Origin of the sequence: Marinifaba aquimaris (assembly GCF_013328345.1) — a bacterium.
Classification (GTDB): Bacteria; Pseudomonadota; Gammaproteobacteria; order Enterobacterales; family Alteromonadaceae; genus Marinifaba; species Marinifaba aquimaris.
In genome coordinates, this window is record NZ_JABULX010000019.1 from 71361 (window position 1) to 84040 (window position 12680).

The following is a 12680-nucleotide window of genomic DNA, read 5'->3' on the forward strand; positions in this document are numbered from 1 at the left end:
CCATTTTATAAGTTAGGCTAATTCAACTTGATCGCCTTTGTTCTCTAACCACTCTTTGCGATCACCAGAACGTTTCTTCGCAAGTAACATATCCATTAATTCCTGAGTAGCTTGTATCTCATCAATCGTTAACTGCACTAGCCTGCGAGTATTGGGGTCCATCGTCGTTTCACGAAGCTGCATTGGGTTCATTTCGCCTAGACCTTTGAAGCGTTGAACGTTGACCTTGCCACGTTTTTTCTCTGCTTGAATACGATCTAAAATACCTTGCTTCTCATCTTCATCAAGCGCGTAGTAAACTTCTTTACCAATATCAATTCGATAAAGCGGTGGCATCGCGACAAATACATGGCCTTGTTGTACTAACGTGCGGAAATGACGCATAAACAATGCACACAATAAAGTGGCAATGTGCAACCCATCAGAATCGGCATCAGCTAAGATACACACCTTACCGTAGCGCAGGCCTGATAAATCTTCACTGTCTGGGTCGATACCAAGTGCTACGGAGATATCATGAATTTCTTGTGATGATAAGATCTGCCCTGATTCTACTTCCCATGTATTTAAGATTTTACCGCGAAGTGGCATCACTGCCTGAAATTCACGATCACGCGCTTGTTTAGCAGAGCCTCCGGCTGAATCACCCTCAACCAAAAAGAGCTCGCCTTGAGCTGGATCTTGTGTTGTACAGTCGGTTAATTTCCCAGGTAATGCAGGTCCTTGAGTGACTTTTTTACGCACGACTTTTTTCGCAGCGCGCATGCGCTTTTGAGCGTTTGCAATGAAGTTCTCAACTAGTTGCTCAGCAACTTCAGTATGTTCATTTAGCCATAAACTAAATGCATCTTTTACAACACCTGATACAAAAGCAGCGGTTTGCCTAGAAGACAAACGCTCTTTAGTTTGACCAGCAAATTGAGGGTCTTGCATTTTTACGGAGAGAATATAAGCACAGCGATCCCAAACATCATCAGGGGTTAGCTTTACGCCACGAGGGATCAAGTTTCTAAATTCACAAAATTCACGCACAGCATCCAGTAAACCTTGTCTTAGACCGTTTACATGGGTACCACCTTGTGCTGTAGGAATAAGGTTTACATAACTTTCAGCTAGCGCCTCACCACCTTCAGGTAACCAAGTCACAGCCCATTCAGCCCCTTCTGTTTCAGAAGCCAAACTGCCAACAAAAGGTTGCTCTGGTAATGATACATAACCTTTAACTGCTTCAATCAAATAATCAGTTAAACCATCTTGGTAGCACCATTTATGAGTTTCCTTATTGACTTTGTCTTGAAACTCAATCGATAGACCTGGGCATAAAACGGCTTTGGCTTTTAAGTTATGAATTAACTTGGTAACAGAGAATTTGGCTGAATCAAAGTAGCTTGCATCTGGCCAAAAATGAACCGATGTACCTGTATTACGCTTACCACATGTCCCTGTTACGGTTAAATCAGAAACTTTATCGCCGTGCTCAAACGCCATTTCAAATACTTGGCCATCTCGGCGAACGTTTACTTCTACACGCTTAGATAGTGCATTAACAACCGAGATACCAACACCGTGAAGACCGCCTGAGAATTGATAGTTTTTATTAGAAAATTTACCACCGGCATGCAATTTAGTGAAAATAAGTTCAACACCTGGAATACCCTCTTCAGGGTGCACATCGGTTGGCATACCGCGACCATCATCAATCACTTCAAGCGATTGATCGTCGTGTAAGATGACTTTAATGCTTGAAGCATGGCCGGCCATTGCTTCATCAACTGAGTTATCTATAACTTCCTGACCTAAATGGTTGGGACGTACAGTGTCGGTATACATACCAGGTCGGCGTTTAACCGGCTCTAGGCCATTGAGGACTTCAATAGCTTCCGCGTTATAGTTTTGATTACTCATATAAGCTTCTTTCTAATTATAAATTCGGTTTACGACGCCATATTAATGCGAACGCAGTAAATATTCTATGATTTGTGGTAAGTGATTTTGATAATTTTGAAAAGCGTGATCACCACCCTGCTCTATGGTCATTTTACAACCTTCAAACTTAGTCTCTGCTTCTTTGTAGTCTAATGTTTCATCACCGGTTTGCAGTAAAAGCCACAATGGCAGCTCTCCCGGTTTAGGGATGTCCAATTCAACGAGCCCTTGATTGAAAGTATCAGTCACTTCAAATTTTTCATCTGTGTACGGATGAGTATGCCACCCCATATAATCCCTCAACAATATATAGGGATACGCAGCGGGGTTAACTAGAACCGCTGGTAATTGTGTTTTAGACGCACACCAAGTCGATAAATACCCACCAAGTGAACTGCCGATAAAGCCAATTAAAGAGCCTTGATAACGGTTAAGAATCTTATCGAGCGTCTTTTTAACTTCATCAGGGCAATTAGGTAACTGAGGAATAATCAATTCAATGTCAGGATGATGTCGGGTGATATAATCCAATGTTTGCTGAGCTTTTAATGATTGCGGTGAGCTTAAAAAACCATGTAAATAAAGTATGTGTTTAGTTACAGCCATATTGGTTCAACGTCCACAGTAGTATTGTCTAATAAAGAAATAAGGTTAAAGCCAGGTTGAATAGATGCAATCTCAAAGTCATCGCAAAAATGTTTGAATTGATAACTAGTCGCTGGCGCTGAAAAACAAGGCACTTTTTGATATTTATAATGATGGGCTGCATGAACATGGCCATGGCAAATGGCTTTAACATGCGGGTATTTAGCCAACACTTCATCTAACAACTGACTATTTTTCAGCGGGTAGTTATCTATAAAGCTCTCATAAGGCAATAAATGATGGTGTAATGCTAGTAATGTGGGCTGATTGCTTGCTGATAACTGCGCTTCCAATTTTGCTATATTATCTTTTGTCAGCTGTCCTTCTCCACGGCTTGGAAACACAGTGCTATCAAGTGCAACAACTTGCCACTGCTCAAAAGAAAAGTAACTTTGCTTTAATGAAGAAACAAATGGGTTACCACTTAAATGCTCGTTTGCAAGCACTTCACTATCGTGGTTACCCAGCAACCAAAAAAAAGGAATATCCCAGTCGTAACTTGTGATCATATTTGCAATGAGTTTATAAGTATCGGCGCTGACTTGCTGAGCCATGTCTCCTGTCATTAAAACCAAATTGAGTTCAGCTTGTATGGAATGTAAATAGCTAATAACTCTAGCGAAATTATCAGCCACATTAACTTGGTAGTGATGAACAGAAGGATCATCAAACAAGTGAAAATCAGAAATTTGTGCCAATTTAATCAAGTCATTATTCTCAAAAAATTACGCCAACTGTACTGGGTGAGCCATGCCTTGTTCTAGACAGAATTTTAGCCAGTCGTTTAAGAAGATGTTGTTTTGCGTTTTTTCATCTTTTTGATGCATTTTTTCATTCGGGTAATCATAACTTGGTGCAATACGAGCAATATTTTTATTTTTGATAACTTCGCAAACTTGCGCATCATGATAAACCCTAAGTACTAATTCAGGCTGCAAAATAGCTGGTAAGCTTGGTGAAAGCTGCCTGATTTCAACCTCATTAGTGTACTTAGCACATGTCAGTACCTTGATACGGTATTGTAACTGGCTCGACGCTTCAAATCGCAATTCAGCCAAGTGCTCCCAATCACGCACTAAGCGTTGCAAAATAAAATAGTTTTGCTCACAAATAGCCATCAATTGATTTAAATCGGGAACATACTTAGGGGTAAAAGCCACAGTTACTACTCTCTATTATTTTTTCCATGCCTTGATGACATCTTGCATGTGTAATTCTAGCCATTGTAGCGCAATATAGGTAGCAGCATTTTCAATGGTGCCATCTTCTAACCATGCAACTGCTTGTGCTCGAGAGACGCGATGAACCCGAATATCTTCGTCTTCATATTCTAACCCGCAGATCTCTCCAGCTTGAGTTGCATCAACATTGGCCAGGTAAAGGTATATGCGCTCAGTCGTACCACCAGCACTAGATAGGTAATGTGTCATCGGCATCAGCGATTGTATTGTTAAACCCGCTTCTTCTTGGGTTTCTCTATGGGCAACTTCTTCAATCTCTTCGCCTGGCTCAATCATGCCACCGACTAATTCCATCATCCATGGCTTATCACTGTTTAACATACAGCCAATACGAATTTGTTCGAGTAAAACGATCTCATCGCGTTCAAAATCAAAAAGTAGTACCGCAACGGCATTACCGCGTTCAAATACTTCGCGTGTAACTGTTTTTGACCAACCGCCCGCAAATAATTTGTGTTTAAACTCAACTTGATCGATTTTGAAAAAGCCTTGAAATAAAGTATCTCTGTTTATGATTTCAACATCATCGTTATTAAATAAAAACGGGTTACTTTTATCTGGTTTAGGCACTTTTTTTCCTTTCTATGGTCTAAAATGGTCTTAAAAAATATTTAGCTAGCAATTTGTTTAGTTTTTTCAAAGAATTGGATACATTAGAAGTAGCTCATTCAATAGGGAATATTTAGGATATCGCAATGAAAACCTTTGGTCTTTCTAAAATTAATAAAATAGTAAAAATCACTTTAGCGTCTGGTATTTTAGCCAGCACGTTTGCAAAAGCAGAGAACTTACAAGAGATTTATCAGCAAGCAGCAAAAAATGATCCTCAAATTATTGCCGCACAAGCAAACTTAAGAGCATCCCTTAAAGGTTTAGACATCGCAGAATCGGTTCTTTTACCACAAATAAACGCCACATTAGGTTATTCAGACTCTGATTTAGAAAGAGATGATAACTTAACTAATCAAACGGGTGATATTACTTCTGAAACAACCTCTGCGAACATCAACTTAGTACAACAAATTTACCATCACGATTCTTGGTTAAACCTGTCTAAAACTGAAAAACAAGTAAAACAGGCAGAGTTATTGTTTGAAACAGCCCAGCAAGGCTTAATTGTGCGTACCGTAAGTGCTTACTTAGATGTTTTAAGTGCAAAAGACGACTTAGAATTTGTCACCGCAGAGAAAAAAGCGATTGAACGTCAGCTAGAGCAAACAAAGCAACGTTTTTCGGTAGGCCTAACGGCAATTACAGATGTTCATGAAGCGCAAGCTCAATTTGATAATGCTGTGGCTCAAGAAATCTCAGCTGAAAATGATGTTGAGCTAGCCTTAGAAAGCCTCCGTGAAATTACAGGTGGTTATTACCCTAATCTCGATGAGTTAAACACAGAGCGTTTCAGCCCTAATATTCCAACCCCTTCAACGCCAGAGGAATGGGTTAAACTGGCTGAAAACCTTAACAAAGATGTTAACAGCAGAAAGATTGGTAAAGACATAGCAAAACAAGAAATTGATATTGCTACAGCTGGACATTACCCTACAGCAGATCTGACAGCAGGTTACCAATGGTCTGAAAACGAAGGCGATAACGAACTTGCAGGTGCTTTTGGTCAATCAGACTATGAGCAAGATGGCGTTACCGTCGGCATTCAGTTATCTGTACCTCTTTATACAGGTGGTCGTACTTCAGCACTCGTTGAACAAGCACAGCATAACTATGTTGTCGCATCTCAACAGCTAGAGCAAACTTATCGTACGACTGTTCGCACGGTTCGCAACTCGTTTAATACAGTCAAAGCCAGTATCTCACGTATAACGGCATTCAAGCAGTCTGTAGTTTCAGCTGAAAGCGCACTAAAAGCAACGGAAGCTGGTTTTGAAGTCGGGACACGTACCATCGTTGATGTACTTAATAGTACACGTAACTTATACGACGCAAAACGCAATCTATCTAACGCGCGTTATGGGTACATCCGCTCTATGTTAGAGCTAAAACAAGCGGCGGGTAACTTAAATGAAGAAGATATTTTACTGCTTAACCGAGGTTTAAGTAAAAGCTCTGATGCCAAAGCAACACAGCTACCGTCTTAAACAAAGGCGCTAAAAGCTTCAGATATAAAAAAACCTGCAATTTGCAGGTTTTTTTATACTTATTTTTGCTTAGCTCAGATTATGAATATCTAAGCTAGCGGTTTGATTTTGGCTTGATTTATCTTTAGCCGAATCATTACGCAGCTGATCTAAATGCTGTAAGTACTCTTGTGTAACATCACCTGTCACATAACTACCAGTGAATACAGACGTTTCGAAGTTTTCGAATGTCGCATCGTCACCTTTAACGGCCGTAACTAAATCGTTAATATCTTGGAAGATTAAACCATCGGCTTTAATTAAGTCGTTAATCTCTTCAACTTCACGACCATGAGCAATAAGCTCTGTAGAGCTTGGCATATCAATACCGTAAACATTCGGGAAGCGAATTTCAGGTGCCGCAGATGCGAAATAAACATTTTTTGCGCCAGCTTCTCTTGCCATCTCAATGATTTGCTCTGAAGTTGTACCGCGAACAATTGAATCATCAACAAGTAATACATTCTTGCCTTTAAACTCACTTGCAATTGCGTTTAACTTGCGACGCACTGATTTACGACGTTGCTGTTGGCCTGGCATGATGAAAGTACGGCCGATATAACGGTTTTTCACATAGCCTTGGCGATATGGTAAATCTAAAGTGTGTGCAATTTGTAGGGCGATATCACATGATGTTTCAGGAATTGGAATAACAACATCAATATCTACGTTTTCCCATTCGCGTTTAATTTTTTCACCCAACATTGTGCCCATGCGAACACGTGCAGCGTAAACAGAAATACCATCGATTTCTGAGTCAGGGCGAGCAAAATAAACATATTCGAAAATACATGGTGAAAGCTCACTCACTGGTGAACACTGTTTAGAGAAAAGTTCACCTGATTCTGTGATAAATACAGCTTCACCTGGAGCAATATCACGAACAAACTTAAAGCCGACTGCATCAAGCGCTACGCTCTCTGAAGCAACCATATACTCCATACCTTGTTCAGATTCGCGCTCACCCAGTACCAATGGACGAATACCATTGACGTCTCGGAATGCAACTAAACCATGGCCGATAACAGTAGCGACAACACCATAAGCACCTTTAGCTTGCTCGTTTACTTTGGTAACCGCGTTGAAGATGTCATCTGGTTTAAGGTCCCAAGATGCTGATTCACATAATTCATGAGCAAATAAGTTCATTAATAATTCTGAATCAGAAGAGGTGTTCACGTGACGACGGGCTTGGTTCTTTAACTTTTCCTTTAACTCAGCAGCGTTAGTTAAGTTACCGTTGTGAGCAAGTGAAATACCAAAAGGAGAGTTAGTGTAAAAAGGCTGAGCTTCAGCTGAAGTGCTTGAGCCTGCAGTTGGGTAGCGAACATGGCCAATACCCCAGTTACCTGCAAGACGGAACATGTGTTTTTGTTCAAACACATCACTCACTAAACCATTAGCTTTACGAAGCTTAAACATGCCATTGTTAATTGTCATTATACCCGCGGCATCTTGCCCCCGATGTTGTAAAACAATTAAAGCATCATACAAAGCTTGATTAACTGGAGAATGGGCAACTATACCAACGACACCACACATTTAAATGTACCTCTTATACAGGCTTAACTTTATCTAAAAAGCTTGAGCTGTTTTTTAAATATTCAAAAAACCACTCGATAACAATTCGAAATTCAGGAATTAACAGGGAACCTTGCCACCATGTTGCATCAGATGCGGGGGTAAATGCATCTAAAGCAAATAGAACGGCAGCGGTGATTAACACCCCTCTCAATGCGCCAAATACCAGACCAAGCATGCGATCAGTACCGGATAAACCGGACTTATTCACTAAATGGCCAATAAAATAGTTTAACAATGAGCCAATAATTATAGTTGCTACAAACAGACACGCTATTGCAGCGGCATTTCTTAACATTGGTTCATTGATTTGTGTAAAGTATGTCGCCAAGTCTTGATAAAATTGACTGGCAACAAAAAATGCACTGGCCCATATCACGAGAGACAAAGCCTCTTTGACAAAACCTCTTACTAGGCTTATCAGCGTTGACAACGCAATAACAGCTAATATGGCGTAATCAATCCAGAGCATTTTAACCCCTACAAAATTTGCGGCGGATTCTAACAGAATCTAGCGAAGAATCTAAATGATATTTTGGACTAAACAACTTATTCACCAGGTTTGTATACAGCTAACTTGCCACTGGTTTTAGTCAACTTGTTCAATTCAGGTATCATGGCATCCAATTTTTGCTTGTCGAGATCAGGACCAACATAGACTTTTGTCAAAGTGCCAGCCTGTGTTTTGATAGGCCTAGTGAAGACTAAATAACCTTCTCGTTTTAATTTAGCCACTAATGACTCGACATTGGCTTTGTTTTTAAAGCTACCGAGTTGAATAACCCAAGCAGGTCGCTGATATCGCGTTTCAGGCTTAGCTTCGACCATGACCTTTTCTTCTGGCAAAATTTCAATATCAGTTTTAGCTGTAGCTGATTCTTGAACTTTTTCAGTTGCGTCCAACACTTCGTCTATTGGCATTTCGTCTGAAACAACCTCTTGTGCTTGTGCTATTTCAGACTGATATTGGCTTTCATTAAATTTAATGTTGTTCTTGGGTTCGACAAATTCTGGTTTACTTGGGATCTCTTGAAAACTTTGTTGGTGACTTACTTTTTTACCATCTAATAAATTGGGTAGAAAAATCACTACAAGTGCAATAACGACAATAGAACCAACTAAACGATTTGAATAAGCGCGAGACATAAACAACCCTAAGTTAACTTAATATCCAAGGCTGACATCACATCAGCAATCACATAAAAAGAGCCAAATGCAAAAACAACATCAGATTGTTGAGCTTGTGATAAGGCTTGATTGAACGCATCAACAATAGAGCAACAAGCCGAAGCCGGTTCATTATTTGGTACGGTATGGATACTTTCTTTAGAGTCTGTACCTCTTGGGCCTTCTATAGAAGCAATATACCAGTGTTCAAAAATCCCGGAGAGTTGCTCCAACGTAGCAGCCATATTCTTATCCTGTAGCATGCCAACTACAGCGTAAATTTTTGCATCAGGATTGGCTGCTAAAAGTGCATTTAGTTGCTTAGCTAAATAGCCTGCAGCTTGTGGATTATGCCCAACATCGAGAATAACCTCGGGCTCGTTGGCAACAGTTTGCCAACGACCAGGAAGGGTAAAATCTGCGAAAACCTTATTTAGTGCAGGCTCTGACAAATCAATACCCAGCTCAGTTAAAACTTGTAGGACATTTGCCGCATTTTGAATCGGCATAGCGGGTTTAACGAGCTCAGCAAAGAAGTAATGACTGTTGGTAAAACGCCAGCTTTGTTCAAGTTCTTGAAAGCTATAATCAATTTGGCTTATTGAAATCGGACAGCCCAATAACTCGGCATGTGCTAGTACAGATTTAGGCGGATTGAGATCACCACAAACGGCTCTACCCTCTGCGCGAAATATTCCGGCTTTCTCATAACCAATTTTTTCACGCGTATCCCCTAGCCAATCGGTATGATCTAAATCAACTGTGGTAATGACAGAAATATCAGGTTCGATGATATTAGTCGCATCTAAACGGCCACCTAGCCCCACTTCAATAATGGTATAGTCAGCTTGAACTTGAGCCAGTAAATACAAGCCAGCAAGGGTGCCCATTTCGAAGTAAGTTAATGTGATTTCATCACCATCAAGCCTAGCTGCTTCAATTGCAGTAAACGCTTCGCAATGTGCTTGTTCAGATAAATGTTTGGCGTTTACAGTAACGCGTTCAGTGTAATCGATTAAATGAGGAGAATTATAACTACTAACACTAAAACCTTGAGCTAACAAAATATCATGTAATAGACGACATGTGGTTCCTTTACCATTAGTACCACCGACTAAAATAGTTTTAGTTTGAGAGAAATTTAGTTGAAGGCGTTGGAAGACGGTTTGAACTCTTGCTAGTCCCAGTTCAATATTCGCAGGGTGTATAATTTCTAAATACTGCAACCAAGCCTGAAGCGATTCAGGTTTGGTTGCAACTGATGAAGGTTCCACAGATTTAGTACTGTTCGATTGAAGGAAGATTCATCATTTTGGCAATTAATCCTGCCAACTTATCACGCATCTGACGACGATCGACAATCATATCAATCGCGCCTTTTTCTAATAAGAATTCGCTGCGTTGGAAGCCTTCAGGAAGCTTTTCACGAACAGTTTGCTCGATAACACGCGGACCTGCAAAACCGATTAACGCTTTTGGTTCAGCGACATTAACATCACCTAACATGGCTAAACTAGCTGATACACCACCCATTGTTGGGTCTGTTAAAACTGAAATGTAAGGTAAGCCTTTATCACTCATTTTAGCTAGTGCAGCTGATGTTTTAGCCATCTGCATAAGTGAGAATAACGCTTCTTGCATACGAGCGCCGCCACTTGCTGAAAAACAAATAAGTGGTAAATCATTTTTCAGGCAGTATTCAGCAGCTTGAACAAAACGAGCACCCACGACAGAGGCCATTGAGCCACCCATAAAGCTGAATTCGAAAGCACATGCTACAACAGGAACACCTTTAACCGTGCCAGCCATAACGACTAACGCATCTTTTTCATCCGTAGATTTTTGCGCCGCAGCAATACGGTCTTTGTATTTTTTAGAGTCTTTAAATTTTAATTTATCTTGTGGCTCTAAGTCTGCGCCTAATTCAGTGCGGTTAGCTGTATCAAGGAAAGTTTCTAATCGACGACGTGCGCTTATACGCATATGGTGATCGCACTTAGGACAAACATTTAATTGTTGCTCAAGTTCAGCGTTGTAAATAATCGCTTTACAAGATGTACATTTTGCCCAAACACCTTCTGGTACGTTTGCTTTCTTCTCAGATTTAGTGTTTGTTTTCGGCAGTATCTTTTCAATCCAACTCATGAGTTATCTCTGATCCACAACTTGAGGTAATAATGTGTTTGTAAATTGCGCACTCTGGGCGCAACCAAAAAAATTGACGTTATTAAATCACAAATGACATTGTTTTTTAAGCCGAACTCTCAAACTTGTCATATTTTTTTAATTATCAGCTAAAAATAACGGACCTAGTGGCGTGGTAGGGATTCCAAGCGCATCTGGGTAAAAAACTTTAACGAGATACAAACCATTTGGTTTAGCCGTTACACCGGCTTGGGTACGATCTTTTAATGTCAACAAATCGCCAATCCATTCAACGGTTTGCTCACCTGCACCGACTTCTATTAATGACCCCACAATATTTCTGACCATGTGGTGTAAAAAGGCATTTGCCTGCACATCAACTACGATGTATTTGCCCTGCCGAGTGACATTAATATGTGTCAAATTTCTAAATGGTGTGTTGGATTGGCAATGTGCAGCTCTAAAAGAAGTAAAGTCGTGTTCGCCAACTAAGGCTTGAGCAGCTTGATGCATCTTATCAGCATCAAGTTCACAACTATAAATATGGGTAAGACCGTTAACTAAAATTGCAGGTCGGTAGTCATCATTGTAAATAACGTAACGATAACGCCTAGCAGTGGCACTGAACCTGGCATCAAAGTCAACATCGACTCGCTGCGCCCACCTAATAGCAATATCCTCTGGCATTAGCGTATTCATACCCAAAGTCCATGCAGAATTTGGCCTTTCAATTGGGGAATCGAAATGAACGACCTGCCCTGTTGCATGCACTCCTGCATCAGTACGTCCGGCACAAACAACTTCAATAGGTGTATTAGCAATTTTACTCAAGGCTTCTTCGATGCGTTGCTGCACACCGATAATATATTTGTCACCTTGTCTTTGCCAACCAGAATAATTGGCACCATTGTATTCTACACCTAGGGCAAAACGCATACTGTTCTCATTTTGGAAAAAATCAAGAAGGTATTTTAGCTAATTTTACAGGAACAAAAAAGCACAAAGCAGTGCACTAGACACTGCTTTGTTTTGTGAACGTCTGCAAGTTGAAGTTATCCAGCCTGTAGTTTATCCATCAACGCTTTTGCTTCCGCTTTTTGAATTTCATTCCCTTTATCTAATACTTTTTCAAGTGCAGTCACGGCACCATCAATATCTTCAATCTCGATATAAGCTCTGGCTAAATCTAGCTCCGATCCCATACCCGCGACATTCGCTTGGTCTACATCGACAAGTTGAATATTTTCCTTTTCGATAAATTCATCGAGTCCAACATCGATAGCCCCTTCTCGGTATGGCTCAACTTCATCAGCATCTTCGCTTTCTGAGAGTAATTCGTCGATATCAACTAACTCCACATCTTCTACACGAACGGTATCTTCAGATGGTAAATCAATTGGCGCATCAGCAGTTTGCTCTTCTGCTAATAGTGAATCCATATCAATATCAGCAAGGGCTTCACTATCTTCAATACTAGGGCTAGCGGCTAAAACTTCAGACGCAGGAGGCTCTATTTCACTTAAGATATCGTCAAAGTCGACATTTTCTAAATCGGTTAGCTCTTGAAGATCGGGATCATTTACATCAACTTCAGGTAACTCGTTATCAGAGACTTCTTCTTCAAGTAAATCATCTAACGATAGCTCCTCTAAGTCATCTGTATCGGAAATATCATCGGAGACAACTTGATCTTCGGTAAACTCCTCAATCAAGTCATCGAAGTCAATTTCGTCTAACTCTTCCACAGTACCTTCTTGAGATAGCTCTGGCTCTGGCTCTGGCTCTGGCTCTGGCTCTGGCTCTGGCTCTGGCTCTGGCTCTGGCTCTGGCTCTGGCTCTG

At 40.6% G+C, this 12680-nt stretch carries 13 protein-coding genes; 1 reads left to right on the plus strand and 12 read right to left on the minus strand.

The annotated features are described in order from the left end of the window. Positions 1-12: 12 nt before the first annotated feature. The 5 genes from parE to nudF are packed head-to-tail and all read right to left on the minus strand — an operon-like array spanning position 13 to position 4382. Positions 13-1905: a DNA topoisomerase IV subunit B gene (gene parE / locus HR060_RS12580; protein WP_174200648.1), complete on the minus strand. Its 1893-nt coding sequence runs from the start codon at positions 1903-1905 to the stop codon at positions 13-15. A gap of 42 nt (positions 1906-1947) precedes the next feature. After that, entirely contained in the window at positions 1948-2532 is a 585-nt protein-coding gene (locus HR060_RS12585) for a YqiA/YcfP family alpha/beta fold hydrolase (protein WP_174200649.1), read from the minus strand. Then, positions 2523-3278: a metallophosphoesterase gene (locus tag HR060_RS12590; RefSeq protein ID WP_174200650.1), complete on the minus strand. Its 756-nt coding sequence runs from the start codon at positions 3276-3278 to the stop codon at positions 2523-2525. The genes HR060_RS12585 and HR060_RS12590 overlap by 10 nt, the downstream gene beginning before the upstream one ends. Before the next feature lie 18 nt (positions 3279-3296). Then, the gene (locus HR060_RS12595) at positions 3297-3731 is read right to left on the minus strand and encodes a DUF1249 domain-containing protein (protein WP_343044231.1); all 435 of its coding nucleotides are present in this window, start codon (positions 3729-3731) and stop codon (positions 3297-3299) included. A 15-nt stretch (positions 3732-3746) separates the two neighbouring features. After that, positions 3747-4382, minus strand: a complete 636-nt coding sequence (nudF, locus tag HR060_RS12600) for an ADP-ribose diphosphatase (protein ID WP_174200651.1) — start codon at positions 4380-4382, stop codon at positions 3747-3749. 125 nt (positions 4383-4507) lie between these two features. On the opposite strand from nudF, the gene tolC reads away from it, so the two are divergent. Beyond that, entirely contained in the window at positions 4508-5908 is a 1401-nt protein-coding gene (tolC, locus tag HR060_RS12605) for an outer membrane channel protein TolC (RefSeq protein WP_174200652.1), read from the plus strand. Between the two features lie 69 nt (positions 5909-5977). Here tolC and purF read toward each other — a convergent pair whose 3' ends face one another. From purF to HR060_RS12640, 7 genes are all read right to left on the minus strand, one after another. Then, on the minus strand, positions 5978-7489 hold the full coding sequence (purF, locus tag HR060_RS12610; protein WP_174200653.1) for an amidophosphoribosyltransferase: 1512 nt from the start codon (positions 7487-7489) through the stop codon (positions 5978-5980). Between the two features lie 13 nt (positions 7490-7502). After that, the gene (locus tag HR060_RS12615; RefSeq protein WP_174200654.1) at positions 7503-8000 is read right to left on the minus strand and encodes a CvpA family protein; all 498 of its coding nucleotides are present in this window, start codon (positions 7998-8000) and stop codon (positions 7503-7505) included. 77 nt (positions 8001-8077) lie between these two features. Then, complete coding sequence (locus HR060_RS12620) at positions 8078-8674, minus strand: SPOR domain-containing protein (RefSeq protein WP_174200655.1); 597 nt, start codon at positions 8672-8674, stop codon at positions 8078-8080. 8 nt (positions 8675-8682) lie between these two features. Continuing rightward, positions 8683-9969: a bifunctional tetrahydrofolate synthase/dihydrofolate synthase gene (gene folC / locus HR060_RS12625; RefSeq protein WP_174200656.1), complete on the minus strand. Its 1287-nt coding sequence runs from the start codon at positions 9967-9969 to the stop codon at positions 8683-8685. Between the two features lie 4 nt (positions 9970-9973). Then, positions 9974-10840 carry an acetyl-CoA carboxylase, carboxyltransferase subunit beta gene (gene accD, locus HR060_RS12630; protein WP_174200657.1) on the minus strand — a complete coding sequence of 289 codons (867 nt, stop codon included), beginning with the start codon at positions 10838-10840 and terminating at the stop codon, positions 9974-9976. Positions 10841-10978: 138 nt separating this feature from the next. Further along, positions 10979-11776, minus strand: coding sequence for a tRNA pseudouridine(38-40) synthase TruA (gene truA / locus HR060_RS12635; RefSeq protein ID WP_174200658.1), 798 nt, complete (start codon positions 11774-11776; stop codon positions 10979-10981). Between the two features lie 116 nt (positions 11777-11892). Further along, on the minus strand, positions 11893-12680 hold a 788-nt coding region (locus HR060_RS12640), incomplete at its 5' end, for a FimV/HubP family polar landmark protein (protein ID WP_281362613.1).

Excerpts from the sequence above, each read along its gene's own strand:
- parE (WP_174200648.1), bottom strand. The coding sequence starts at position 1,905 with ATGAGTAATCAAAACTATAACGCGGAAGCTATTGAAGTCCTCAATGGC.
- HR060_RS12585 (WP_174200649.1), bottom strand. The coding sequence starts at position 2,532 with ATGGCTGTAACTAAACACATACTTTATTTACATGGTTTTTTAAGCTCA.
- tolC (WP_174200652.1), top strand. The coding sequence starts at position 4,508 with ATGAAAACCTTTGGTCTTTCTAAAATTAATAAAATAGTAAAAATCACT.
- purF (WP_174200653.1), bottom strand. The coding sequence starts at position 7,489 with ATGTGTGGTGTCGTTGGTATAGTTGCCCATTCTCCAGTTAATCAAGCT.
- HR060_RS12615 (WP_174200654.1), bottom strand. The coding sequence starts at position 8,000 with ATGCTCTGGATTGATTACGCCATATTAGCTGTTATTGCGTTGTCAACG.
- HR060_RS12620 (WP_174200655.1), bottom strand. The coding sequence starts at position 8,674 with ATGTCTCGCGCTTATTCAAATCGTTTAGTTGGTTCTATTGTCGTTATT.
- accD (WP_174200657.1), bottom strand. The coding sequence starts at position 10,840 with ATGAGTTGGATTGAAAAGATACTGCCGAAAACAAACACTAAATCTGAG.
- truA (WP_174200658.1), bottom strand. The coding sequence starts at position 11,776 with ATGCGTTTTGCCCTAGGTGTAGAATACAATGGTGCCAATTATTCTGGT.